Raw genomic sequence first — 25,919 nt, forward strand, 5'->3', positions numbered from 1 at the left:
GCCAGCAACGCCCTTGCGAGTCGGATTATCTTCCCCTCAGTCGGGGCGATTCAGGTTTCTTTCAACCTGACGGGTTTGCCAGCTTCGCTGGGCAAACAAAAAAGCGAGCCAAGGCTCGCTTCAAAGGGCACATTGCTGTTACGCGTTACCTTAGCTGGCGACGACTTCACGGAGCCGCTCTTGGACAACGTTCACGAGCAAATCAGGTTGAAACTTAGAGATAAACTGATTACAACCGACTTTTTCAACCATGGCCTCGTTGAAACTACCACTCAATGAGGTGTTAAGTGCGATGTAAAGGTCACTCATTCGGCTATCAGAGCGCACTTCATGCGTTAGTTTGTAGCCATCCATCTCAGGCATCTCAGCGTCGGTGATCATCAATAGGATCTCATCGCTGACATTTTTGCCTTCATCACACCAACTTTTAAGTAATTGCAGCGCCTCGGCACCGTTTTTTTTCATAATACATTCGACACCAAACTGAGACAGGGTATCACTGACTTGTGCGCGTGCTGTTGACGAATCATCCACTACTAAGACACGCTGCCCTGCCATATAAGGTGTGAGTTGAGGATCGAGCACGTCTTCTGATATCCCAATTTCGTACGCGACAATCTCGGCCAAGATTTTCTCAACATCAACAATTTCTACGAGGCGAGTTTGGCCATCAAAGTCTTGGCGGGTGATCGCGGTCAGGTAGTTATTTCGGCCGGTGCCTTTAGGCGGCTCCATAATCTCATCCCAGCCCATGTTTTTGATATTGATGACTTGGCCAACTAAGAACGCCTGAATCGTCCGGTTGTACTCGGTGACGATCACGTTGCAATCGTCCGATACCCCGATCGAGCCCATACCAATCGACTGACGCAGGTCAATCACTGGGATTGACTTTCCTCGGATCATCGCCACGCCACGCACATTCGGATGCGAGCCAGGCATTTGGTTGAGTCGAGGCACTTTAATGACCTCACGCACTTTAAAAACATTGATGGCAAAAGGTTGCGTGGTGCCAAGATAAAACATTAACAGTTCTAGGCGGTTCTCCCCCACCAGCCGCGTACGCGAATCTACCGAATCTAAAATATTGGTCATAGTTTGCTCAACCGTTGGTTTACTTCTTAAAAGCGTATATCCGATGCGCGTGATAGCTCGAGGACGAGCACCTAATCATGCACTTTTTGTCATTGATGTAACACGGTGACAAAAAAGCTATTACCTTTATTTTAGGTAAGAAATGACGACAGGCAACCTACTGCCCTGCGTCATGGCTATGTCTTCGTGTTTTCTGCGCCATTAGCCTAGCATGACTGCTAACCGGAAAGCGTGCGAAATCGCTCATTTAATTCACACTATCAATAAGTTTCAAATATGAGACAATAGTACGGAAAAATTTTATGTTCTGTCTAATCCCCCCTATCATAATGGGGAGATGTGTCTTACGCATAATGCTGATAAAATACACACCGATATTACGATTACACGCAGAGTGATGCTATGAAGAGCAAAGCCAATCAATCACAAGGCATGTTGATGTTCCGCCTGACCCCGACGCAATCTTTTGCGATTGGGACGCTTAAGGTACGGGAGATCATCCCTTTTCAGCCGCTAACGGATTTGCCCGGCTCTCACCCCACAGTAATAGGAACTACCAGTTTCCGTGGCATCGCCACTCCCGTCATCGATATGGCTAAAGCGATTGGTTATAAGCCAGTCGATAAGTCAGAATGGGAGTCGTGTTACATCATCGTCACTGATTGCCAACGACGTGTGATGGGCTTTTTGGTGCGCGGCATTGAAAAGATCAGCGAGTGTGACTGGCGCTCGATCGCCGAGCCCCCTCAAACACTCGGCACGCGTGCGTTTCTAACTGGCGTAATGAAAATCGACGAAAAACTGGTTCAGCTGCTGGATGTCGAATACATCATGGAGCATATTTTCCCATCCGATCCCGATAAACTGCACCCTGTTTTGTCGGATGTCGATCGTGAAAAGCTCAAGCCGATGAATATCTTGCTTGTGGATGACTCCTTAACCGCAAGAAGGCAGCTTTCTGAAGCGTTGGACAGTATTAATATTCCCTATTACGTCACGAACAACGGCTCAGAAGCACTGCAAATGATGAAAAACGCAGCGTCCGCGGGTAAGCCGTTTGACATTATTGTTAGCGATATCGAGATGCCTGGCATTGACGGTTATGAGCTCGCCTTTGAAATCCGTAGTGATGATAAACTGGCCGAAGCGTACCTGATACTCCATACGTCACTGTCGAGCGACATCAGTGTCGATCGTGCCAAACAAGTCGGTGCGCACGAAGCACTGACAAAGTTCGACGCCACCGAGCTCGTGCAAGCCATGTTACGTGGCGCGATGCTAAAAACCTCTGGCTCCTCCGTGAAACTTGAGGGGACGCCAACCAACTACTGATCGCTATCCCGAGCAGACTGGCTTTGATATGTGTCATACCACTGTCAATGCCAGTCTGCTATCTTTGCCAACATCACGTTCTAATCGGGTATAAGGTGGTTTGGGCATGTCTTTCGCCAGTCTCTCCGCAATGGCACATCCTTGTGTATCCCAAATCAGATCCTTTATCGGTTCAATTGATGAAAAACTCCTCACTTCAAGCGCGAAAAGGCTGGGTTTGGTCGTGCGCTTGTGGTTTAATTTTTTCATACTTCAAAAAAATAGAAGGCGACTATGATGACCAGTGTATTTGAGATCGTTAAGCACTCACGACAAAAGAACAAACTTAAACGCGAAATCCAAGACAACGATAAGAAAATCCGCGACAACCAGAAACGCGTTGTATTGCTGGAAAATTTGCTCGATTACATCCAGCCTGAGATGTCCTATGAAGATATCGTCGAAATCATCAAGAATATGAAAGGTGATTACGAAGACCGCGTGGATGACTACATCATTAAGAACGCAGAAATCTCCAAACAGCGTCGTGAAATTAGCCGCAACATCAAAGAGCTTACCAAGCAAAGTAAAAGCGGTAAGTAAGCTAAATCACTCACGCTAACTTGAGTGTTAATACCCGCCTATTGCGGGTATTTTTCGTTAAGTATCCGCATTACGACTCAGCCAGTGGATTGCGAATCGCCTCACCAAACATGGGAACAGGCCGTTCGTTACTGTCATCATAGCCGATGTTAAATCTGACCCGATTGATACAAATCTTCTCTTTCGTCTCACTCAGCACATCAAATAACCTAAAGCGTTCGTTCAGCTGCGGATGTGCCTGTTGATAACGACGAAGGGTATCACCTAACTGACGATAAAATTCAGCTTCGCTTATTCCAAGCGATACAAACCACGGCGAAATAAAACGCAGTGTAGTCACAAAGTGTCCCGTATATAAATCATGCACCAAATAGTGTGGCGGCAAGTGCTTGATCGCCGCTCGCACGCGTTTATCTAAGCTGTCCAACTCTGGAAACGGTTGATCGACAAAGCGTAAATCACCATGAAAATCTTTGATCATGCAACCTACAGGGATATCGTCTTCCAGCACCACGGTAATGTTTTGCCCATGCGCAACTAACCCAATCCCGTATTGGCATAGCAAGTGATAAAGGGGGACCACAACGTGATCAAACAAACGCTGCAACCATTCGCTAGGTGTTAGCACGGTACGCGCAATCAGCGCTTCGACACAGCTGACCCCATCGCCACCCGCTTGCATCAGAGTCGCCATACTCATGGGTCGCTGATGAGACGGTAACAGGCTTTCGGCACGCTCACGCCAAACGCATCCCAACATTTCATGATATTTGTAACAGCTGTCTATTTGTGCCTGATAAGGCTGCGGGCAGTACACACCGGCGACTTCCTGCTGCACATGCATGCCAAGACGCGACAATAACGCATCCTCGCGTACACAGGTTGACAGCCATTTTGACAGCACTGGGCCATGGGCAATAAAGCTCCCCGGTACGCCGCGATAGCAAGAGGTATTGAGAATGGTTAACGCTGTTTTTACGTCGTACTTGCCTTGTTCATCCGCCCGACTCAAGGTACGAATGGACTGCTGTGGACGCCACTGTTCCTCACTCGTGCCCAGATCAATGATGTCACCAGAGGCAAGTAATGACGCATATTGGCTGTAAATATAACGCTGCATCTGCCACGGATGCACCGCCATAATCAGATAATCATCCCGTTTATCGACCGCTAAGCGCGTTATGAGTGCCTCATAAGCGGCTGGTGATAGGGTCTCCGAGAGTAAAGAGGCCTGCTCGAATCCATCCCCAAAGCCATAACGTGCGCACGCTCGATGTACAGCGAGATAATGCAACGCAAATGTGTTGCCATACTCAGGCGCATACTGTTGGCTATCTTGCTGGCCCCAGCCTAATCGCCCTTTATTGGCGAGCGCCTTAGGGTGAGCATCCAAATAGGGCTGGCGATCGGTTTCTGATAACGTCACGAGTTTATCGGCTGGCAGAGTGCTAAGCATCGCGAGATGCTGTTGTTCCGCAATGAGTGTTTCTTGATACTCCTCGATAAAACCGCCAAGGTGCAAAGGCGCCATATCGATAACAGGCTGCAAGTCCATCACTAATGCAATCAGTTCTGGATGCTGGTTGTCGCCCCGTGACACGCTGCCACTATCTACCATCACCATTCCCCAAATGCTCATCGTGCCCGTAAATCGCCACTCTGTATCAGGCAGCGTCAACCTAAACTGACACCCTTCAAGGTGGTCAACCGTAATCGCATTTTCGAAATGAAGCTCACTGATCGCTTTTGCGAGCAGTTTCTGATTAGCTGCTTGCCAATAATTCCCCTGCATTTGTTACGTCCTTTATGCGTTATTTTTCACCGAATTAGATGAAATGTGGCAATTCGGTTATCAATGTATTGACAACAAGGACAAATATCAATAATCATAATGATATCTATTATCATTTGATAATAAATAATTAGGTAGTGACGTAGACGTACTGCAGGGACGCAGGCTCACTGAGCCCTGCAGCTTTATGTTGTATAAGGATAATTATGAAGTCTAAAAAAGTAGTTGGCCTCTCACTGACCCCACTGGCCTTAGTGATTGGCGCACACCTTGCCCATGCCGCCCCTTCTGCGGCCAATACTGAAACCATCATCGTAACTGGCAGTAAAATTCAGACTACGATCGCCGATTCCGCCAGCACCAACTGGGTGATCACCAATGAAGAACTAACCCGTGAAATTCAAGGCGGTGAGTCATTAAAAGGCGCGCTCGGGAAGCTGATCCCAAGCTTTGACTTTGGCAGCACTAACGCGCGTACCAATGCCTCACAGAATTTGCGTGGCCGCAGCGCACAAATCATGATTGATGGCGTCGCACTGAATGCCGCTCGCACCATCAGCCGCCAACTGGATAGTATCGACCCCTTTAATGTCGCACGTGTTGAGGTACTATCAGGCGCGACCTCCATTTATGGCGCGGGGGCAACCGGCGGTATTATCAATATCATCACCAAACGCGGTGAAGCGGGCGATGCGCAACTTGAGGTTCACACCGGCGTCACCACTGGGTTTAACAACAGCGACGACCTGACAAAGAAAGCCGCGGTCGCAGTATCCGGCGGCAGTGATAGCTTGCAAGGGCGCTTATCCGTGGCGTATGAAGGTAAAGGTGCGGCCTACGACGGTAATGGCGAGCCTATTCTGCCCGACGTCACCCAAACCGATACCCAATTCAATGACAGCATTGATGTGATGGGTAGCTTAGATTACAGCCCTGATGACGAACAGCGCCTCTCCCTGACTGCTCAATACTATGACAGTCAGCAAGACAGTGATTACGGGATCTGGTTTGAAGATACGACCGATCTAAAAAGTGATGTTGAGCGTCGTAAAGGGCTCAAACTTGATGAGCAACCATTCACTGAACGTTTGATGCTCAACACCCAATATAGCCATACCAATGTGCTGAATCATGCCTTACTCGCACAAGCCTATTATCGAGAAGAAACCTTCGGCTATTTCCCGTTTCCGCGTAAAGGTCTATTTAGCGGCTCAGAGCAAAGCAACGATGTTTACGGCCTAAAAGTCTTACTGGAGAAAAACTGGGATAACCTCACGCTGAACTATGGGTTGGATTACAGCAAGGAAGAGTTCCGCGCCAAGCAATACGTCTATGATTCAACAACCAGTGCAACAAGTCATGGTTTAGAGTTTGAGAAAAAGGGCACGATCGGTCGTTATCCTGACTTTGATACCCAAAATGCCGGTGTGTTTGCTCAAGCAGACTGGGCCGTTAACGATAAGTTAAATGCCTTTGCCGGATTGCGCTACCAGTACACCAAGTACAAAGGCAGTGATTTTATCGGCTTCACCCAGCAAGCCTATATTCTACTCGGCTTATTGCCAGATGCGGATGCCATCCCAGGCGGCACCACAGACAAGGATATTTGGCTTGCGAATGCGGGACTCAAGTACGACCTAACCGACAACCAACAAGTTTGGGCTAACTTTAGTCAAGGCTTTAACATGCCCGACCCAGGTAAATTCTACGGCAAAGGCAAATATTCAGGCGGTACCCTCACCAATAGTGTGAGTGTTCAAAACACGGAATTGGACGGGGTGAAAACCAATTCCTTTGAGCTAGGCTGGCGCACTCAGCAACAAGACTACAATGCTCAAGTCGCCGCGTACTACTCGATTTCAGACAAGTCGTACAAGTACAACAACGATCTCGATGTCACCTTAGATAGTGACAAACAGCGTATCTATGGCCTCGAAGGGCAAATCAAATACTACCTCACTGACACTTGGTATAGCCGCGCGCAAGGTCACCTCGTACAAAGCGAAATTAAAGATAATGGCCATTGGGATGAGCTGAGTATCTACAATGCGAGCCCATCCACCGCGATGGCGGCAGTAGGTTACGATAACTTCGATTGGGGCACCGAGCTAAACCTCCAACACGTTGGCGATCTATCTGATGAAGATGGCGACCGCCTTGAGGGCTATGAGCTTGTCGGCCTTAATGGTTACTACACGTTGCCGGTCGGCCAAATTAATTTCGGCATCCAAAACCTGTTTGATAAAGACTATCAAACGATTTGGAGCCAAAAAGCGCAGAAAGTCTATAGCGGCCTCGCTAGCGCCGACATGTTTGACTACGCCGGCGTAGGGCGCACCTTTAGTTTAAGCTACAGCGCCACGTTTTAATGATATTCCTTTTCGCGCCCAGCCCTCGCTGGGCGCCTTTTCTCCTAATTTGTTTCACCCATAGTTGCGCCACAACATTGCCTTAGTAAGCCCGTGTCTGTAAGGAGTTGTCATGACACATCCCCTGAGTTTGAATGCGTTTTTCAATGCGTTGTTTGTCGAGCACCCACACACGCGTGTGATAAAAGGTCAGCCTGACCACGCCAGTTTCCCGTGTGAACAGGGCGAATTATTATTACCGCTCACCTACACCTCAGCAGCCGGCCGTCATCGTTATCAAGGTGACATACTGTGGCGCGGTAGCGACGGTGAAACTGTCCCTACTACCTTTGCCGATGCGGTTTACCGTATCGCGCAATCAGTGCCTGAGGTTAGTGGCGAGCGTCTCGACCGCTTTGCATCACGTGTTAGCCAGTCTGACGCCTATGTACAGCGAGCAGAAGCACATTGGCAACACAGGTTCGCTGACCGCTGGCCACAGCGTTTTATCGAATCGGAGCAGTCTCTGACCGGCGGTCATAGCATGCACCCTGCCCCCAAGAGCAATGAACCACTGACGCCCGAACAGCAAGAGGCGTATCTACCCGAATTTGCGCAGTCATTTGCGATTGAATGGTTTGCGGTTGCGCCGGGGCAATGGACAGGTGAAGGGGTTAACCACGATGTACTCGACACCTTGCAATCCTTGTTTGTCGATAGCGTGGGCTTAACCCATGCGGCCAATTTGCCGCAAGGCTGGCTTCCCTTGCCCATGCATCCTTTACAAGCGCAAGCATGGCGTGACAGTGATGACGCACGTGCACTCAAAAACAGCGTGATTGATTTAGCCTTGACCAGCAGCGGCTGGCTGGCCACCTCATCGTCACGCGCCATCTATCATCCCGACCATCCGTGGATGTTAAAAGTCTCTCTGCCTGTCAAGCTCACTAACTCGGTACGGCTATTAACCGCCACCGAAGCCAAGCGTGGTACCTTACTGAGTAAAATGCTCAACGCAGCCCCCGGACAAACGCTGCAGCAGCGAACCCCCACGACGACCTTTATCGAAGAGCCGGTCTGGTGCACCATTTTGTCCGAGCAAGGTGAGCCTTTATCACTGCCTTTGGTGAGCTTGCGCGACAATGTTTTCGCCCACCAAGCCGATCAAGATGTCCACCTGCTCGCCAGTATCAACCAGCCACATGGGCAAAGCCGCCAAATTGGCGCGCTGATCGCGCAAGCCGCACAACATCATCAATGGACACAGCACGACGCCGCACATCATTGGTTAGCCTCCTTCTTGGACCATATTCTGTATCCCCTGTGTTTGGCGCGCAGCGATTATGGCATTTTGTTACTGGCCCACCAGCAAAATATCTTGCTGCGTACCGCGCACGGTTTGCCTAGTGCCATGATGTACAGAGACTGCCAAGGTATTTGGGTCACCGACCCTGCCCCTGCGCTATTCCCAGATGCATTCAGTGAAGGGTTACCCAGCTGTTACGTCCCAGCCGACAAGGTTGACCCGTATCTGAGTTACTATCTGATTGGTAATACGCTAATCAATACACTTTCCGCGATCAGCGAAGCCACCGGTGTCACCGAGCAGCGTTTGTGGCAGGTCTGCCGTCAAGCTTTCGCAACGTGGCGAGCGAGCCACCCTGTGGATAGCCGCCTGTATGACTATCTTCTCGACTCGCCGACCCTACACTGGAAACGGAACTTTAACACCTTCCTCGCCGATCACAACGAAGCGACACTGGCCGATCCCAGTCAAATTTACACGGATATCGATAACCCATTTTATGGTGATAACGCACTGGGCTCATGGGTATTTAAACCGGTCAATCTTGATCGCACCGTGGGACTTCGCAGCCACTTGCTCGACGCGTCTTATCACCTCATCGACGTGATGGAGCATGGTCAAGCCAAAGCGACCTTCGTGCTGCACCAACCGGACAATGAGACCGCGACGCTAACCACGCGCTATTGCAATGATGAATCACTCTGGTGGTCGGCCGTTGAGCACGCCTTTTATCAGCATCAGTGCCAAGCACTGCATGCCAGTGATTACCCTCACGCTCTGCAATCCGTCGTCGCCCCCGGCACACCGCTGACACTGTCGCAGTTTAAACAGCACTGCCCGATTTGGCACCAAGCTCAGGCCCCCGATAATGAGGGATACCAAACAGCAGACAACGGCTTAACCCACCCAACGCGGCCTGAAAAACCACAAGGTGTGTTCTATCGTCGCTACTTTTATCATCTCAAACGCACCCTGACGCTACGTCCGGTGGAAATAGACCGCGATATCGCATGCTTTCACGCCTGGCATAACCATCCGGATATCGCCCCGATTTGGGAATTAGAGGGCTCGCTCGCTTTTCATCGCCAATATCTGCAAAAGGCGCACCATGACGCACACCTTATCCCCGTGATTGGCGAGTTTGATGGCCAGCCTTTCGGCTACTTTGAAATTTATTGGGTCGCCGAAGACCGGCTTGGGCCTTACTACGATGTCGCTGCTTTCGATCGTGGTATCCATATGCTGGTCGGTAATCCTCACTTTTTGGGACGTCAGTTTTTTAGTACTTGGGCGCAATCGATCATCCACTACTGCTTTTTGGCCGAACCTCGCACCTTAAATGTGATGGGAGAGCCGAATGCGGCAAATTGGCGTGTGGTACGCATTAGCCGTGGCGTAGGCATGAAAAAACAAAAAGAATTCGATTTCCCGCATAAGCGCGCCGCACTGTTGCAATGTGAACGTAACGACTTTTTCGCGCAGTATGCGCAATAAGGATGTAGTTATGACAAGGCATTATTCTGTTTTAGGTGTCGGGCTTGGCCCCTTTAATCTCAGTGCGGCGGCACTGCTGGCTCCCCACACTCAAACGATTTCAAGTTTGTTTGTTGAGCAAAAGCCACGCTTTGCATGGCATCCCGGTTTATTGCTGGATGATGCAAAAATGCAAACCTCGTACCTGAAAGACATGGTAACGGCGGTTGATCCAACAAGCCCTTATACCTTTATTAATTATCTGGTTAAAACCAAGAAATTCTATCCTTTCACAGCGCGGGGCGAACAAACGGTTTCGCGGTTAGAGTTTTCAGATTATATGGCTTGGGTGGCTCACCAGCTTCCCAACACTCAATTCGACACACCCGTCGTTAACATTACGCCACACGGCTCCGGCTTCGCGGTGAATACACCCCACGGGCAATTGACCTGTGATCATTTGATCATTGGTACCGGTACTCAGCCGTTTATGCCTGACTGTGCTGAGCCATTTGTGGGTGAGCAGGTCTTTCACGCCAGCGAATTGGCACTTCGACAACCGGACCTAAGGGGTAAAAAAGTCGCCATTGTTGGTGGTGGCCAAACCGGTGCCGATGTCTTCCAGCATCTCTTTGATGGTGAATTTGGCAAAGTCGCGCATATTGATTGGATATCTCGCCGCCCTAACCTACAAGGGCTGGATGAGAACCCATTTACTGATCAGTACTTTATGCCTGATTATGCAGAGCAGTTTCACGGTCTCGACCCCAAGGTCAAACACACTCAGCTTGCACAACAAAAGCTAGCCAGTGATGGTATCACCGAGAATTGCTTACAAGGGCTATATCAGCGCCTCTATCATGATAAATATGTACGCCGGTCACCGCCGTGGTGGCGACTGCTTCCGGGACAAACACTCACGGGTATGAAATCGCATCCATCCGGTTACCAGTTAACCACAACGGCGACGTTGACCGGTGACATCGCAACAATCGATGCAGACGTGGTTATCTTGTGTACCGGCTTTTCTCGTGCCCTGCCTCAGTGTCTCGATACCCTGCGCGATTGTCTTGACCTCGATGACAAAGGTCGGCCAAGTGTGAATGCTCACTACCGGGTAAGGATGCGAGAAGGCTACGCTCAGGCGTTGTATATGATGAATGTCGGCACGCATTGTCACGGCATTATTGAGCCGCAACTTAGCCTTGCGGCATGGAGGGCCGCCACCATTATCAATGCGATTAACGATACACCACTGTACGATATTGCCCATCACCACGGTCTGCTTGATTGGACACTGGCGGCGTCCACCTCTTCCACACCGAAAATGCAAAAAGTAGCAGGTTGGTAATGGCCCACGCACACACACAAGCGGCGAGACACACCGCAAGGTGGCAATCGATCACCTTGACCTTGATTGCTGCCTTGATGGGCATCGGTCAGAACGGACTCTTGGTCTCGCTTCCCCTGCTGGTAGCACAAGGTGGCTTCTCACTGTCGACATGGGCCGTGATTATTGCCGTGGGGAGCGTGTTGTTTCTCCCCGCCGCGCCATTTTGGGGACGAATGAGCGACCAATATGGTCCCAAGCTTGTGGTCCTGCAAGCGCTAATCGGCATGGCGATTAGCTTCGCGTTATTGCTTACTGCAACATTGGGTGCGCAAAGCAGCGCTATCCAATGGCCTTGGTTATCGCTTGCGGTACTGGCACGGGTGATCTACGGCTTAACGGTCGCAGGGATGGTGCCGGCCAATCAGCATTGGGCCGTGTTACTCGCCGGTGAGGCGCGTCGTATGCAAGCGATTACCTCCATCAGTATTGGCTTAAGCCTCGGCCGATTAGCTGGCCCGTTGATTGCCTCGGCAGTACTAGTGATCAGCCCCTACGCGTCACTGACGCTGATGCTATTACTGCCACTATTAGGCGCAATCGCTGTCAGTATGATGCCTCACTACGCCGGTAAAAAGGACGAACCTCATTCATCCGCCCGTCTATGGCTCGCGCCAAAAGCCATTTGGCCCTACATGGGTTACGGCCTTGCTGTATGTGCAGCGATTGCTCTATTGCAATACAATCTCACCCCCATGCTCAATCACCTCACCGAATGGTCCGCCGATAAAGTTAGCCAAGCCATCGGCTATTTGCTGACGTTAAGCGGTATCGCCACCTTAGCCGTACAAGTGTTAGTGGTAAAAAGACAGCGTCTGAGCACCGAGCGTATGCTAAGCCTTGGCGCAATCAGTATGGTGATAGGTTATGCCTTGCTATTAGTGCCACATTTTGCTGCGTTATTGATGGCAATGCTGGTCATATCAGCTGCTTGTGCACTTCTTATCCCCGCCTATACCAGCCAAGCGATGCAACGGCTCGACCATGAACCGGGGAAAGTCAGTGGTTATATCGCGATGGCCCATACGCTGGGTTATGGGTTCGCCTCTCTGTTAGCAACGCTCACGTTAAATTATCCGCCCCTGCCTACGTTAACTTGCCTGCTGCTTTCTTGCACCGTTGTCATTGGGATACTGGTAATCAAACCTGCAGCTTCGACTCGTTAACTCACTCATAGAGCAGAGACACTGCCACTGCGCACACCTCCTGCCACTTTTCTCGCCCTCGGACGTGAACATCAGCTTATCACCGAGGGCGAACAATGCTCTGAGATTAGAAAGAAGACAATAGTTCTCAGGTTACAATCTGATTTCATTGAGTTAATCACACGGAATGGCGTGGCAAGGATAGATGCAGCTAACTACACTGTCTAATAGATCGTCAGCTACTGGGTGAGAGATGCGCAAATGAAAGGAATCTTGTTGTCACTGATACTGGGCATTGCCTTTACCAGCCATGCACACGCGAAAGACATTACCTTTGGTATCGTGCCACAACAATCTGCGATTACATTGGCCAATAACTGGGGCCCGATTTTAGAATACGTCTCTCAAAAATCGGGGTACAACCTTGTCTTTCGCACTGCCAAAGACATTCCCGAATTCGAAGGACGTGTGCTCACCGGTGAATACGATGTCGCTTATATGAATCCTTATCACTACACCGTTTTCCACCAAAAGCCTGGCTACCAAGCATTTGCGAAACAAAAAGATAAACGGATTCACGGTATTTTAGTCGTCAAAAAAGAGGCGTCCATTTCCTCCCTTGACGAGCTTGATGGCAAGCGCTTAGCGTTTCCCTCCCCCGCCGCGTTTGCCGCCAGTGTGGTGCCACGTGCCGCGCTGAAGAATCAAGGTATCAGCATTACGCCACAATATGTCTCGTCTCATGACTCGGTGTATTTGAACGTTGCACGAGATTTCTTTATTGCCGGCGGCGGCATTGAGCGCACCTTTAACAATACCAATGCTGAAGTGAGCGAGCAGTTACGCGTGTTATGGAAAACGCCCGGCTATACGCCTCATGCATTCGCGTTTCATCCCGATCTTGACCCTCAAGTAGCCGACGCGATTAAAGCCGCCTTTCTCTCCATGAATGACAGTGAAAAAGGCCGAACGCTGCTGGGTAATATCAGCTTCAAAGGGATAGAATCCGCGCAAGATGAGGATTGGGACGATGTGAGAGCGTTAAACATTACGCTGTTGCAACACTTGCTGAGTGAATAACCCATGTCCTTGCGATTAAAGACCATCTTAGGTGTCGCCCTGATTGAGGCGATCCTGTTGGCGATTCTGCTGACATTAACTCTCAATTATTTGGAAACTACCAACTATCAAGGGCTCAATCAACGCGCGAGTTCCACCACGCAGTTGTTCGCCTCCACGGTAAAAAATGCGGTGTTATCGTTCGATCTCGCCACCGTCGATTCTTTTACGCAAGAGCTACTCCATAACAGCGATATTATGTATGTCGCGGTTTTAGGCGATAACGGGAGAGTCTTATCATCGGCCGGTAACCTTCCTGAATCTTTCAATACAGCCATTCTTGAGATGAATGCCCAGTCCGTCACGGATGGGCTGTATGATGTACGCGCGACCATTTCTGAATCTGGCATTGAGTTTGGGTCGGTCTGGATTGGCTTTGACCTGACCGGCCTGCTTAGCCAAATCAAAGACGCGAAAAATTGGAGCATGCTGATTGTGCTGGGCGAAATGTTATTAGTGGCATTGTTTTCTTATCTTTTGGGAAGCTATCTAACCCAGCGCTTATCAGAACTTAAAAATGCTGCCGATACCATCGCCTGTGGCGAGCGAGACGTACACATTTCAACCCACGGGAAGGATGAACTGGCCAGTGTGGCCGCCGCGTTTAGCAATATGATTCAAGCATTACGTGACTCCGAGAACAAAACTGCGACCTACCAAAAACGCCTAGAAGAGGCCAACCAGACACTAGAAAGCAAGGTGGCGCGACGCACGGCCGATTTGGTGCGGTCCAATGATCAACTCCGTGAGATAAACCATCAACTCAAGCAAACACAAGAAAAGCTGGTCGAAAGCGAGAAAATGGCCTCTATTGGGACCATGGCGGCAGGGGTTGCCCATGAAATCAATAACCCCATCGGCGCAGTGAAAAGTAACCTAAGAATGTGTCAAGAATATCTCGACACCTACCAAAAGTGGACAGACATTGCCGAGCGCGTCATTCACCAATCAGAGCCGCTCGAAACCCTCACGCACTGGAAAAAGCGTCACTATACCGATGACCTTTATGATGATTTTAGTGATAGCCTTGCTGATGCCAACGACTGTGTACAACGCGTGATCAATATTGTTTCCGCCTTACAGCAGTACTCCAGCTACAGCCAACAAACACGACAACACTTTCAAAGCATTGAGATCTTTACGGTGATTGATGAGGCGCTGAATACTCTCTCACCACCGACGAGTCTCAAGATATCGATCGCCGCTAACGTATATCAACTGCCCCCAGTCATGGGACGCTATGAGGAGCTGGTGATGCTGTTTAAAGAAGTGCTCAAAAATGCGTTGCAAGCCTGTGAGCGGGGCAATCCAGACGTTGCACACCGTATTGATGTGGAGGGGGAAAACAAGGGTGACTCGTGCACCCTCACCGTGAAAGACTCTGGGCCTGGATTACCGCGTGATCAGGGTCATCGTGTCTACGACCCCTTCTTTACCACCTTGCCGGTTGGACAAGGCATGGGGCTCGGGTTGACGTATGTTTATGATATTGTTCGTCATCACCAAGGAGAAATACAGCTTACCTCCTCAGCCCACGGCACTACAGCCGCTATCACCTTACTCTGTCAGATAGATGACGCCGCTGCGAATCATGCCTCATAACGACCATCCGATTTAGGAAGGTGTTTTAAAATTCGCTAAAAATTCGAAAATATTATCTAGACTCAACGGTGCGCCAATGCCATAACCTTGAACTCGCGTACACCCTTTTTCTCTCAAAAAGTCGATTTGGTTTTGATTCTCGACCCACTCAGCCACCACCTCAACGTTCATCAGCCGCGCACTCTGACCCACTGAAGTCAGGATCACTTCATCCATCTCACTCTGACCAATATTACGAACAAAGCGGCCATCTATTTTTATCACATCAAAGGGGAGGTCGCACATGGACTCAAACCCCGCAAAACCAGTCCCAAAGTCATCTAGCGCACAGGAGATCCCGAGGGATTTCAAACGTTCCATTTGCTGGCGCGTTAATGAAAAGTCATCAAGCCGGTCAGTTTCTACCAACTCGACTTCAAGGTGTGCAATCTCATCGGGGTAGTGCGGCGAAAGGTGCTGGATAACATCAACCACAAACCCGGTCTCTAGTTGTTTTGCAGTGACATTAACACTCACCGTTTTCGCGTAACCTGCCTGACTTAGTCGCCCAATCGCTTCCAGTGCCTGCTCAAACATCGAGGTGGTTAGCACATCTTCAAGTCTATATTGACTCAATAATGGCAAAAACTCCGCAGGGCTTTGGTAGTGTCCCGATGCGAGTCGACGCCTCACCAATGCTTCAAAGCCATCAATTTCATTGGTTACAATATTTAACTGAGGTTGAAAGAACGCCTCGAAGTGCTTGGCCTCAATATCGCGAATCAAGCTAACCAAACTGGCATCGTCTTGATGATCCTCAGGGCACGGTAGCCAATAGAGCGCATCGTAGAGCGGTACTTTGTCGGCTTTACGCGCCTGAATGGCCTCGAAAGACAATTCCTGCCAAGAGCGAAGCGCACTGAGCATTAATTGCATTGAAAGGCCTTTTTCCTCTTTTGCAGCATGCAAATGTTCAATCAGTTCGCTTAACAACCGGTGGCCTTCTGATGAATACTCAAACAGAGCAATAAATTTGTCGGCGATCCGATACCATTCGAATACCTCCAACTCATGCAAGTGTTCACTCACCCTTTGCAGACGTTGATTCCCCAGCATCACCGACTCAGTGTCATTAAGATTGCTCGTGCCTTGGTTATCAATGATCGCCACAAGCCACGGTGTTTTTGCGTCTACCGCCATACCTTGAATTTTCTGATTGAGCGCCTCTTTTGATAAGCAAGTAGTCAGGGTGTCGTTAGGCAAAGACGCGTGTTTATGAGTCAAAATGGTTTTCACCGTGTCGCACAACACATCGCGGTCCCATGGTTTGCTCACATACTGGCTCAACGCACCCGCATTAATCGCTCGAGACACACCCGGTAGATCGGCTTGGCCGGACAACATAATGGTGGCGATATCGGGATAACGCTGGTGGATGTTAATCAGTAACTCTGCGCCATCCATATTCGGCATGCGATAATCGGAAATCACAAGGCCAATATGGTGTTTGGATAAAATATCGAGTGCCTGCTGGCCCGACTCTGCGGTATGAATATAGGCTACAAAACGACGTAACTCTCGCTTTAACGCACGCAAAATATGTGGCTCATCATCAACCAATAGAATTTCCGTGTACGCCATCATGCGCTATGGCCTCCTCTTATCCCTTGTTCATCAGACGAGGCAATCTCGTCGGCGCAGTTATCTGAACACGGCAACACAATGGTAAACGTGGTCCCTTTTCCCAGCTCACTTTTTACCGTAATCTGGCCACCATGAGCAGCGATAATATCGCGTGAGACAGACAACCCAAGCCCCGTTCCCTGCCCCACAGGCTTGGTGGTATAAAACGGTTCGAAAATCGTCGTCAGCGCCTCATCAGGGATCCCCTGCCCGTTATCTTTAATTTTTATCATTAAGTGCTCATCATCAAGAGGCGCAACAAGGATGTTAATTTTTCCCTCGCCCTCGATCGCTTGGGCTGCATTAATCAACAGATTGAGAAAAACCTGATTGAGTTGCATGGGCTGACAAATAATGTCGGGCGTCTGTGGCGAATAGTTTCTCTCGATCTCAATAGCATACTTAATTTCGTTGTGGATAATCTTCAGTGTCGAGTCGATACCGCGACGAACATCGGTTGACACCCATTCGCCATTATCAGCACGGGAAAACTCTTTGAGATCTTTGACAATCGTCATCACTCTCGAGATACCCTCTAACGACTCTTCAATGAGATCGCTGGAATCTTCGAGTAAATAATCTAACTGAATCTTATCTTTTAGCGCCTGCCTATCAGCGCTCAACACCTTGTTCGCCGTAGCATCAATCTTTTCATCCAACTGATGGACGTAAGCGGAATATTTCTCTAAGTAGTCATACAAGGTGCGGATGTTAGACGAGATAAAAGCGATAGGGTTATTGATTTCATGGGCAATCCCCGCCGATATTTGCCCAATCGACGCCATTTTCTCAGACTGAAGCAATTGGCTTTGAAGCTGCTTAAGCTCTGAAACCACTTCTTGATAGGCATCCGAGCTTCGTTTGAGTCGCTGACTATCCGACATGGTGGTGACTGAGTCTTGCTTCGGGGCCGCCAACATTGTGGGTCGGTAAAAACAAATCGCAACCTGTGTTACCACACCACACGCTGACGGGATGGGAAGAAACTCAATGTCTTGCCACTTATGTGCGGCGTCGCTCCCCACTTCCAAAGATGTATCAACGATGACAGAGCCGGAGGACAGTAATGGCGTTCGCGTCGAGAAAACCGAATCGATGTTTTGCTGTAAAAATTGACGGTGGGCTGGAAAGCATGCCAATAGTGAGCGTCCAACCACTGTACCTTGGTTTGCTGGTAAGCGATCAAGGAAGCTCGCGTTTGCACTCTCAATGGTGTACTCATGATCGACGATACATATCGCTATTGATAGTTGATTGAACAATGCTAGTGACATGTCGCTATTCTTCACGTTTTCCCTCCCTATTCAGTCGACAGGGAAAACCGATAGTAACGTCGAATACCAACCCGTACACTCAGATCGTCTCCTGATACGATTGAGTAAAAAAAGCGCCAATATTCGCCGACCAAGACTGTAAAAGTTTCGCTTTCTCGATATCGTTCGCCCGAATCCACTGACGGCAGTAATGTAGGAGTGCACCATCACTGGCCTGCTCACTGTCAGATAGCAAAGACGCCTCACCGCTAGCTAAAACAATTTCTGCCAATTCATAATCATAGCCCCACAAAATAATGATATAGCTGGAGACCACGAGCGCGGTATCAAAGCGAGAAGGCAAATCACAGATGGGGTTTTTACCACTGTCACGACAACCGAGCTCTCGTGCCATTAGCTCGCCCAGCGACGACAAGACAGAAGCAAGGTATAAGCGCTCAGCATGTGCTTTGTCATGCCCTAAAAAAGCACCCAGTGATTTGCTTAAATTAGCCAGTTCGATATGTTCGTCGACCACCGCATAGTGCTCTTTGGTCGACAAGTGCTGAAACGCATTGTGCCCAACCATAGTGGCCGCGATGGATTCCACTGACTGAATACCCAATCGATTGATCGCCGTTTCTATAGACCAAGTTCGGTTGCGAAAGCCCAGATAGGCCGAGTTAGCCAGCTGCAAAAGTCGAGCAACCAGCGGCGGCTCTTCACTCACTACCCGTGCAATTTGTTCCATGTCAGAGTTTGGATTGTTAATCGTGGCACGTAGCCGGCGGACACAATCAGGCAGAACGGGAAAATCCTCGATACCGATGAGGCGATTGCGTGTTTCACTATCAATCGGCAATTTGTAGAGGCGCTCAACACTGTTGAGTACATTGGCAAAATCGTCTTCCGAGAAAGGCTTGGGCAAAACAAAGTGTACGCTAGGGGTTGCCAGTTCAGTGATCTTTTGCCGTGTATCTCCGGTGATCAGTGCTCGCACCGTCCCCGGATAGTGCTGACGAACCTGTTCTAGAAGTGCATCACCCTTCAGTTTTGGCATCAGTAAGTCACTGATAACTAAAGATAGCGATTGATTCTTTAATACCCCTTTCTCCCACTGGATAGGATTTTTTACCAGACTAATCGTCCAGTCAGGTTTCAAGCGACGAATAACCCGACCAATTGCCTTTAATGTGAGTTCGTCATCATCAACATAAATGATGTGGAAACGCGGCTTATCCATTCTTCCCTCGCATTTATCCTCAAACTGCTTATCGTGACAGTCAGGCGGCAAATGGACGCATCATCAACGCCGCAATTCTGCTCCTCGGAAGACTATCCAAGGCCGGGAGTGCTATCGAATCCTTCCTTAAGCGTAGCGCATGATGCCAAATTTTCTTGGTATACAAAGAGAAATCAATCGTCTATTAATGGAAGGGAGGATAAGGAGCAAGGTGATGGGGGCTCAATATGATTGAGCCCCCTATGACGGTGAACTACCGTAAGTCCATGTTACTCAAATTCAAACTTTACCATCACCGGATAATGGTCGGAGAGCTCATTGTAATAACCATCATGGTAGGTTTGTCCGGCTTCTTCTGGCCACTCACCCTCAAGGTAATCCCAGTACCATTGATCCTTTGCGGTTAATTGCACCACCTTCATCTCAGGTTCATTAGCTGGCATGGCATGATCGCGGCTCCACAAGATATAATCTAACGTGGTGTTATAGTTAAGATCATAGTCAAAGTGATAAGCGTTCGCTTTTGTGAACCAATTATGTTTAGCAGAAAAAGACGTTACTTCCGGCTCTGTGAAGCGCAGTGCACCACTTAAGGCTGCTTTCATGTCTTTAATTTCATCCTGACGGCTCCACTCCACATTCATGTCACCACCAATGATCACAGGCTCGTCAGCGGAAATCGCTGCTTGGTCGATAAAATGTTTGATTTCACCTAGCTGACCTAGCCGCACTTGATGCTCTTCATCGGACATCCCATCATGTGTGGCTTGTAAATGGGTGCCAATCAGGTGAAAGATCTCACCGTTTTTATCAATCTTGGCATACGCAAAACCTTTGTTAGCTTGATAGTCCCAGCTGCCCTTTAAACTGTGATGATAAATATGGGCCTTTTGGGTCAAAATGGGGTATTTAGACAAGATTGTCACGCCACCACGCACGACAAATACTGAGTTGGAACAATCCCCGGTGAGAGCGTCCCAGCCTTCGCCACTGCAGTCTTGCCCAACGTTGGGCGTTTGATAAGGGTATACACTTGCAAGCTGATTCATCGCTTGCTCGGCCTCAGCATTGAAGGCTTCACTGATCAGAATCACATCTGGTTGAGTGTCCATTGCAGCAATGGCTTTCGGCAACCGAGCCGCACGCTCTGCTTGATCCCAATCTTGAAGGTTACTCAGCTGCATAATGTTGTACGCCATGACGTTTAGCTGGCCCGCTTGAGCGCTAAGGCTTAGCAGCAACGCCGCTGCCGCTGAGAGCATTTTTTTTATTTTCATGTTTCCTCTTTTCGTTTTGCTTTCTAATTATTACGGAACAAGATTCCGATAAAACATTAGAAGCCTAACGAATAGAGGTTAGACCACTCTAAAAATCCGTATGATTTTTTGATAGTTTTGTAACTAAGATCACAATTGCGACTCACTTCTCAGTTTTTTTAGGGTTATGACTTAGTAAGAAGTTGAGTCTCGCTGGTAAAGGTATGTTTTTTAAGCATTGTTGCGAGATCGTCTTTACGAACCGGCTTAGCAATATAGTCATCCATGCCCGCTTCTAGGCACGCATCTTTATCCTCTGCAGTCGCATTGGCTGTCAGGGCCACAATAGGGGTTCGATTAAAGCGTGTTTCCTGCTCACGGATACGTCTCGAGGCTTGGTAACCATCCATAACGGGCATTTGACAATCCATAAAGATCAAATCAAACGGCTGCTTTTGCCAATAATCTAAAGCCTGTTGACCATTCTCAGCCACGGTGACACGTACCCCCAATTTGGAGAGCATGGCCTCCGTCACCCGCTGATTCACTTTGGTATCTTCGACTACCAAAACGTGCAACCCGGCTAACGACGAACTTTGTCCTGTGGACCGTACGACGCCCAATGTTGGTTGACGCTGTTGCAGAATACGCACAAGGTGGCTCTTCAAATCATTGAACTGATAAGGACGCCCGAGGTAGCCTTCAATACCAGCACGTTCAATGCGCGGTTTGTCGAGGCCATCGGGCGCAGCGGTTAACATCATGATGGCTGGACTTTCCTTGCCAAACTGCGCCCTGATCTTGGTCGCCAGTGAAAAACCATCCGTTTTGGGCATCAACTTATCTAGAATCACCACTTTGAATGGATACTGACTACTGATGCGCTCTTCAATCAGCGACATCGCATCGTCTGGATGCATACAGCAAGTGACTTGACAACCCAAGTTACTGAGCTGTGCCGTGGTTATGCGCATATTTAAACGGCTATCGTCTACCAGCAGCATAGGCGCTCCGGCAAATAAATAGGCCTCTACCGGCGTGGCGAGGGGGACGTTGCTTTTGCTAAATCGAACGGTGAAAAAGAAACGGCTACCTTTGCCCGGCTCACTCTCCAATCGCAGTGTCCCACCCATCAGATGCACAATTTGCTGAGATATCGCGAGACCGAGTCCCGTTCCTTGGCTCTGTGCCGTTGGGTCATCGCCTTGCTCAAATTTATTAAAGATGCGACTTTGCTGCTCAAACGGCACGCCTGGCCCGGTATCTCTGACTTCAAAGCGTAAGACACAGCTATCGTCGCTTTCACTGACACTCGAGACCCCCACTGCGACTTCACCGCTCTCGGTAAACTTCACCGCGTTCCCCACAAGGTTAATCATCACTTGTCGAAGCCGAGGTGCGTCGCCGATCAGCAAAGGAGATATATCTTTGTCGATGTCACAGTGAAATCGCAGGTTTTTTTCTTTAACCCGTAACGTGAACAAGTTTTCGATATCTTTTCCCAACTCAAAAACATTGAGCTCTAAAGGTTCCAGTTCTAATTTTCCAGCTTCAATTTTAGAGAAATCGAGGATGTCATTAATGATATCAAGCAATGAGATTGACGAAGTCTCAAGCATTTCGACAAATTCTTGTTGCTCGTCATTGAGATCCGTGCCTTTTAGCAGTGAGGCCATACCAATAATGCCGTTCATGGGTGTGCGGATCTCATGGCTCATATTGGCCAGAAATTCACTTTTTTTCTGACTCGCCTGCTCCGCATACCGGCGGTCGTCATCCATGCAGCTCAAGCGCTCTCGGCAACGCGCAATCATGGTGTTGTAACGCGTTTCTAAATCACTCCACGCGTGTCGATTCTTGGGCGTGGAGAGAAAAACCGGTTTATTGTCAGCGTCCCAGACATTGATTTGGTGGCGCATTTTCGCTAGTGGCGTGGTAAGTTCTCGGCTAATGATCCAAAGCGATATGGCAATACCGGATGCGCATAGACACAGCCATGCTGCCACTGTCCACATTAGATGTTCACTCATACTCGCTTTTGTTGCCGTATAGTTCGAGGCAATGTTCAAATTCCCCAGCATGTACTCGTTGCCCGCATCGCGATAAACCAAAGGCCATGAATACTCGAGAGCTTGGTCAGAAGGAGCAACGCCACGCTCTACTCGGGTCCCGTCGCTATCAAACACGCGCAAATAATCGATGTGAGGTTGCGCAATCAAGCGTTCGACTTGCCGCTCAAAGGCAGTGCTCTCTTCCCACCAAAGATGAGAGGCCATCACACTCAAGTCTTTCTCCGCAGTCATCAACAACGCACGCTCGACATCTCCTTTGTGCTCTTGATAATCAACATACAATAGCAGCGCGGCAACCATCGCGGTTAACAACGCCCAACACAGGGTTAGTTTGGTGATCAGCGCAACCGATAAAGAGCTACGAGCAACGGCGGTATCTGCCTTCATAGTCACCTAGTCCGTTTAAATCTCCATTAAAACTAAGCATAGAGGCATTTTCCGCTTTCAGCGAAAATTGTCATGATAAGTAGACAAAAAAGGCGCCCTTGAAGAGCGCCTACAGCAGAAAGTTTAAATTCACCTGTCTGGTTAATCCAATACGCCTCGACGCATTTGATCCAATTCGATAGATTCGAACAAGGCTTTGAAGTTACCCTCACCAAAACCTTGGTTACCCTTGCGCTGAATGATTTCAAAAAACACCGGGCCGATAACCGTGTTGGTGAAAATCTGCAGCAAGATACCGCTATCAACATCACCATCAATCAGTACTCGGGTATCACGAAGCTCGTCGATGCTTTCTTCATGCCCTTTCACGCGTTCATTGATCTTTTCATAGTAGGTATCTGGCGTGTCCATAAATGCCATACCACGTTGACGCAACGTGCGGACTGTCTCGTAAATATTGTCTGTCGTCAGTGCGATATGTTGAATGCCTTCACCGTTGTACTCTTTTAAGTATTCCGCGATTTGCGATTTGTCATCGCTTGATTCGTTGATGGGAATACGGATTTTTCCACATGGCGCGGTGAGAGCACGTGATTTCAATCCCGTCTTTTTCCCTTCAATATCGAAGAAGCGGATTTCTTTAAAGTTCGCGATACGGTCATAAAAGTCGGCCCAGACATCCATATTGCCGATGTCAACATTATGGGTTAAGTGATCAATCACTTTTAAGCCAGCGTCAGCCTCTTTGAGACGTGATTGCCAGTCGTTGTAGAAATCAAAGTCAACTTCATAGATGCTTTGATCGCCATAGCGATCAACAAAGTAAAGCAGCGAGTCACCAATGCCATAAACCGCTGGAATGCTTAACTCCATCGGACCAATGCTTGGTTCAACCACCTTGGCGCCTTGCTTTGCAGCATAGGCAATCGCATGCACGGCATCTTGGACACGAAATGCCATTGCATTGACACTCGCCCCGTGCTTTTTGGCAAAGCCTTGTGCTTGTGACTCGGGCTCACCATTGACAATAAAGTTGGTGTCGCCTTGACGATACAGCCAAACCTGCTTGTGCTTATGTTTGGCGATTTCCGCAAAACCCATCAATGAAAATAGATTTTTCAGTGCATCAATGCCCGCTTGATCCGGCGCCGTGTACTCAACAAACTCAAATCCGTCCGTGCCCAGTGGATTAATGGTTTTGACGGGCGCTTGCATAGTGGTCGTCATAATTGCTTCCTCCTTGTTCATGCCAATAGAATTAGCACCGTCAAAGAGGAAGCACTAGCATGACACCACCGACAAAAGGTTACTCAAATGTTAACCAAAGTTGTCATCTTTTATGAACAGTCATGCGCCAATGCGATAATTAGCGGTTTATCTGGGTGATACACTCTCTTTAAAGTGTAAAGAAACCCACCCACGCAAACATTTCATTTACATTTATGCAAACTAAAACGCAAACACCGCTGTCCTAAAAAGCAAAAAGGCCGCTCATGTAGCGGCCTTTGACAGCAGAAAAGAGATGAAGAGTGTCACACTTTCAAACTGTAGCTTGTTTGTTGCGCATTCGGCGTGATCGTCTTTTCAACTTGCTCCATTAGCGCTTGCTGACGCTGGTTGTAAGCGTCCATTTTTGACTTTTGTGCTTCTTGCTCAGCAACGCGATCGATCAGCGACTGATAATCACGTTTTTCTTCGCGTTGCTCGCCGGATGCAGCGGCTTCTTTTTGTTCTTCACGCTCTTTGCGGATCAGTTCAGCACGCTCTTGCACGCTCATTGAGTTATTGAGACCGCCATTGACCTGATCGTCCTGACGATCGCGCTGACGCTGCATATATTGCTGCGCCAAAGGTTGCGAATTGATTGACGTCGGCATAGGTCCTCTCTCAAACAAGGTGACATCTTGATTAAATTTTAGCCTATCCGCCCACAAATTGATATGCCAATTTATCATAGACAGAGTAGTGCATGGCCTAGTTGTTGCAAGCTTATCGAATGTAAGCAGGGCCTTAGGCAATACAGATGCCCAAGAAATTACTGATCGATTCCTCACCGCTTTGCGTTGTAGTTATAGAAGACGTGAGGTGTCACCCAAAAAGGAGCACACAGATGCTAGCAGGAAAACATTGTGTCATTACCGGCGCTGCCCAAGGAATTGGGCGCGCGATTGTTGAAACTTTCATTGCACAAGGTGCGGAGAAAATCTACGCCATCGATCTCAACATGGATGCAATGACCGATTGGCAAGACCATGCGATTATTCAACCCGTCGCACTCAATGTGTGTGATCGTGACGCTGTTTCCAGTTGGGTGCAAACATTGCACCAACAAAATGCGCCTGTCGATGTGTTGGTGAACAACGCTGGGATTACCCGCGACAACCTACTTACCAAAATGACAGAAAGTGATTGGGATGCTGTCATTGATGTCAATCTTAAAGGGGTATTCTCCATCACCCAAGCCATTGCTCCGCTGATGTTAGAGCAAGAAAAAGGCGCGATTGTGACACTGTCATCTGTGGTGGGGACAGACGGCAATATCGGTCAAACCAATTATGCGGCCTCAAAAGGGGGTGTGATCGCCATGACTAAAACATGGTCCAAAGAGCTCTCTCGCCACGGTGCAAAAATACGCGCCAACTGTGTCGCGCCTGGTTTTATCGAGACACCGATGACAGCCAACCTGCCCGAGAAGGTGATTGATATGATGAAAGCCAAGACACCATTGGGCCGAATGGGAACGGCTCAGGATATTGCTGACGCTATCTGCTTTTTAGCCAGTGATAAGGCGAGCTTTATTACCGGTCAAACACTTAAAGTCGATGGCGGATTGGTCATATAATGGTGGCAACGCCAACCATT

The 25,919-nt window shown here is 48.9% G+C and carries 18 protein-coding genes; 9 read left to right on the plus strand and 9 right to left on the minus strand.

What is annotated here, in order from left to right; all coding sequences use genetic code 11:
* Positions 1-150: 150 nt before the first annotated feature.
* On the minus strand, positions 151-1,095 hold the full coding sequence (locus BGK46_RS01415) for a chemotaxis protein CheV (RefSeq protein ID WP_069586693.1): 945 nt from the start codon (positions 1,093-1,095) through the stop codon (positions 151-153).
* A gap of 402 nt (positions 1,096-1,497) precedes the next feature.
* Here BGK46_RS01415 and BGK46_RS01420 point away from each other — a divergent pair, with 402 nt between their 5' ends.
* Both BGK46_RS01420 and BGK46_RS01425 read left to right on the plus strand, forming a co-directional pair.
* Entirely contained in the window at positions 1,498-2,427 is a 930-nt protein-coding gene (locus tag BGK46_RS01420; RefSeq protein ID WP_069586694.1) for a chemotaxis protein, read from the plus strand.
* A gap of 276 nt (positions 2,428-2,703) precedes the next feature.
* Positions 2,704-3,009 (plus strand): DUF496 family protein, encoded by a 306-nt coding sequence (locus BGK46_RS01425; protein ID WP_069586695.1) that lies wholly within the window; start codon positions 2,704-2,706, stop codon positions 3,007-3,009.
* A 70-nt stretch (positions 3,010-3,079) separates the two neighbouring features.
* Here the strand turns inward: BGK46_RS01425 and BGK46_RS01430 are convergent, their stop codons facing one another.
* A complete protein-coding gene (locus tag BGK46_RS01430; RefSeq protein ID WP_069586696.1) occupies positions 3,080-4,801 on the minus strand; it encodes an IucA/IucC family protein in 1,722 nt (573 codons plus the stop codon).
* Between the two features lie 206 nt (positions 4,802-5,007).
* Between BGK46_RS01430 and BGK46_RS01435 the strand changes: the two genes are divergently transcribed.
* The 6 genes from BGK46_RS01435 to BGK46_RS01460 all read left to right on the plus strand — a co-directional run bounded on the left by BGK46_RS01435 (position 5,008) and on the right by BGK46_RS01460 (position 15,184).
* Positions 5,008-7,170 (plus strand): TonB-dependent receptor, encoded by a 2,163-nt coding sequence (locus BGK46_RS01435; RefSeq protein ID WP_069586697.1) that lies wholly within the window; start codon positions 5,008-5,010, stop codon positions 7,168-7,170.
* 112 nt (positions 7,171-7,282) lie between these two features.
* Positions 7,283-9,949, plus strand: a complete 2,667-nt coding sequence (locus BGK46_RS01440) for a GNAT family N-acetyltransferase (protein WP_069586698.1) — start codon at positions 7,283-7,285, stop codon at positions 9,947-9,949.
* Between the two features lie 10 nt (positions 9,950-9,959).
* A complete protein-coding gene (locus tag BGK46_RS01445; RefSeq protein WP_069586699.1) occupies positions 9,960-11,279 on the plus strand; it encodes a lysine N(6)-hydroxylase/L-ornithine N(5)-oxygenase family protein in 1,320 nt (439 codons plus the stop codon).
* Complete coding sequence (locus tag BGK46_RS01450; RefSeq protein WP_069586700.1) at positions 11,279-12,484, plus strand: MFS transporter; 1,206 nt, start codon at positions 11,279-11,281, stop codon at positions 12,482-12,484. Before BGK46_RS01445 ends, BGK46_RS01450 begins: the two co-directional genes overlap by 1 nt.
* A gap of 240 nt (positions 12,485-12,724) precedes the next feature.
* On the plus strand, positions 12,725-13,543 hold the full coding sequence (locus BGK46_RS01455; RefSeq protein ID WP_069586701.1) for a phosphate/phosphite/phosphonate ABC transporter substrate-binding protein: 819 nt from the start codon (positions 12,725-12,727) through the stop codon (positions 13,541-13,543).
* 3 nt (positions 13,544-13,546) lie between these two features.
* The gene (locus BGK46_RS01460) at positions 13,547-15,184 is read left to right on the plus strand and encodes a HAMP domain-containing sensor histidine kinase (RefSeq protein WP_069586702.1); all 1,638 of its coding nucleotides are present in this window, start codon (positions 13,547-13,549) and stop codon (positions 15,182-15,184) included.
* Between the two features lie 12 nt (positions 15,185-15,196).
* Here the strand turns inward: BGK46_RS01460 and BGK46_RS01465 are convergent, their stop codons facing one another.
* From BGK46_RS01465 to BGK46_RS01495, 7 genes are all read right to left on the minus strand, one after another.
* A complete protein-coding gene (locus BGK46_RS01465; protein ID WP_069586703.1) occupies positions 15,197-16,807 on the minus strand; it encodes an EAL domain-containing response regulator in 1,611 nt (536 codons plus the stop codon).
* Entirely contained in the window at positions 16,804-18,135 is a 1,332-nt protein-coding gene (locus BGK46_RS01470; RefSeq protein ID WP_254659638.1) for an ATP-binding protein, read from the minus strand. The genes BGK46_RS01465 and BGK46_RS01470 overlap by 4 nt, the downstream gene beginning before the upstream one ends.
* 64 nt (positions 18,136-18,199) lie before the next feature.
* Complete coding sequence (locus tag BGK46_RS01475; RefSeq protein WP_069586705.1) at positions 18,200-19,342, minus strand: HDOD domain-containing protein; 1,143 nt, start codon at positions 19,340-19,342, stop codon at positions 18,200-18,202.
* A 269-nt stretch (positions 19,343-19,611) separates the two neighbouring features.
* Positions 19,612-20,619 carry a sphingomyelin phosphodiesterase gene (locus BGK46_RS01480; protein ID WP_069586706.1) on the minus strand — a complete coding sequence of 336 codons (1,008 nt, stop codon included), beginning with the start codon at positions 20,617-20,619 and terminating at the stop codon, positions 19,612-19,614.
* A gap of 164 nt (positions 20,620-20,783) precedes the next feature.
* Positions 20,784-23,057 (minus strand): response regulator, encoded by a 2,274-nt coding sequence (locus tag BGK46_RS01485; protein ID WP_069586707.1) that lies wholly within the window; start codon positions 23,055-23,057, stop codon positions 20,784-20,786.
* 141 nt (positions 23,058-23,198) lie between these two features.
* Positions 23,199-24,284 carry a 4-hydroxyphenylpyruvate dioxygenase gene (hppD, locus tag BGK46_RS01490; protein ID WP_069586708.1) on the minus strand — a complete coding sequence of 362 codons (1,086 nt, stop codon included), beginning with the start codon at positions 24,282-24,284 and terminating at the stop codon, positions 23,199-23,201.
* Positions 24,285-24,589: 305 nt separating this feature from the next.
* Positions 24,590-24,934, minus strand: a complete 345-nt coding sequence (locus tag BGK46_RS01495; protein ID WP_069586709.1) for a hypothetical protein — start codon at positions 24,932-24,934, stop codon at positions 24,590-24,592.
* Positions 24,935-25,167: 233 nt separating this feature from the next.
* Here BGK46_RS01495 and fabG point away from each other — a divergent pair, with 233 nt between their 5' ends.
* Positions 25,168-25,899: a 3-oxoacyl-ACP reductase FabG gene (gene fabG, locus BGK46_RS01500; protein WP_069586710.1), complete on the plus strand. Its 732-nt coding sequence runs from the start codon at positions 25,168-25,170 to the stop codon at positions 25,897-25,899.
* Positions 25,900-25,919 lie beyond the last annotated feature (20 nt).

The sequence above is a fragment of the Salinivibrio sp. SS2 genome (assembly GCF_001722075.1).
Lineage (GTDB): Bacteria > Pseudomonadota > Gammaproteobacteria > Enterobacterales > Vibrionaceae > Salinivibrio > Salinivibrio proteolyticus.

What these genes read in the sequence shown, in the direction of transcription:
- BGK46_RS01440 (WP_069586698.1), top strand. Translation starts at nt 7,283, where the DNA reads ATGACACATCCCCTGAGTTTGAATGCGTTTTTCAATGCGTTGTTTGTC.
- BGK46_RS01415 (WP_069586693.1), bottom strand. Translation starts at nt 1,095, where the DNA reads ATGACCAATATTTTAGATTCGGTAGATTCGCGTACGCGGCTGGTGGGG.
- BGK46_RS01425 (WP_069586695.1), top strand. Translation starts at nt 2,704, where the DNA reads ATGACCAGTGTATTTGAGATCGTTAAGCACTCACGACAAAAGAACAAA.
- BGK46_RS01460 (WP_069586702.1), top strand. Translation starts at nt 13,547, where the DNA reads ATGTCCTTGCGATTAAAGACCATCTTAGGTGTCGCCCTGATTGAGGCG.
- fabG (WP_069586710.1), top strand. Translation starts at nt 25,168, where the DNA reads ATGCTAGCAGGAAAACATTGTGTCATTACCGGCGCTGCCCAAGGAATT.
- BGK46_RS01430 (WP_069586696.1), bottom strand. Translation starts at nt 4,801, where the DNA reads ATGCAGGGGAATTATTGGCAAGCAGCTAATCAGAAACTGCTCGCAAAA.
- BGK46_RS01495 (WP_069586709.1), bottom strand. Translation starts at nt 24,934, where the DNA reads ATGCCGACGTCAATCAATTCGCAACCTTTGGCGCAGCAATATATGCAG.
- BGK46_RS01450 (WP_069586700.1), top strand. Translation starts at nt 11,279, where the DNA reads ATGGCCCACGCACACACACAAGCGGCGAGACACACCGCAAGGTGGCAA.
- BGK46_RS01420 (WP_069586694.1), top strand. Translation starts at nt 1,498, where the DNA reads ATGAAGAGCAAAGCCAATCAATCACAAGGCATGTTGATGTTCCGCCTG.
- BGK46_RS01435 (WP_069586697.1), top strand. Translation starts at nt 5,008, where the DNA reads ATGAAGTCTAAAAAAGTAGTTGGCCTCTCACTGACCCCACTGGCCTTA.
- BGK46_RS01445 (WP_069586699.1), top strand. Translation starts at nt 9,960, where the DNA reads ATGACAAGGCATTATTCTGTTTTAGGTGTCGGGCTTGGCCCCTTTAAT.
- BGK46_RS01475 (WP_069586705.1), bottom strand. Translation starts at nt 19,342, where the DNA reads ATGGATAAGCCGCGTTTCCACATCATTTATGTTGATGATGACGAACTC.
- BGK46_RS01455 (WP_069586701.1), top strand. Translation starts at nt 12,725, where the DNA reads ATGAAAGGAATCTTGTTGTCACTGATACTGGGCATTGCCTTTACCAGC.
- BGK46_RS01485 (WP_069586707.1), bottom strand. Translation starts at nt 23,057, where the DNA reads ATGAAGGCAGATACCGCCGTTGCTCGTAGCTCTTTATCGGTTGCGCTG.
- BGK46_RS01480 (WP_069586706.1), bottom strand. Translation starts at nt 20,619, where the DNA reads ATGAAAATAAAAAAAATGCTCTCAGCGGCAGCGGCGTTGCTGCTAAGC.
- BGK46_RS01465 (WP_069586703.1), bottom strand. Translation starts at nt 16,807, where the DNA reads ATGATGGCGTACACGGAAATTCTATTGGTTGATGATGAGCCACATATT.
- hppD (WP_069586708.1), bottom strand. Translation starts at nt 24,284, where the DNA reads ATGACGACCACTATGCAAGCGCCCGTCAAAACCATTAATCCACTGGGC.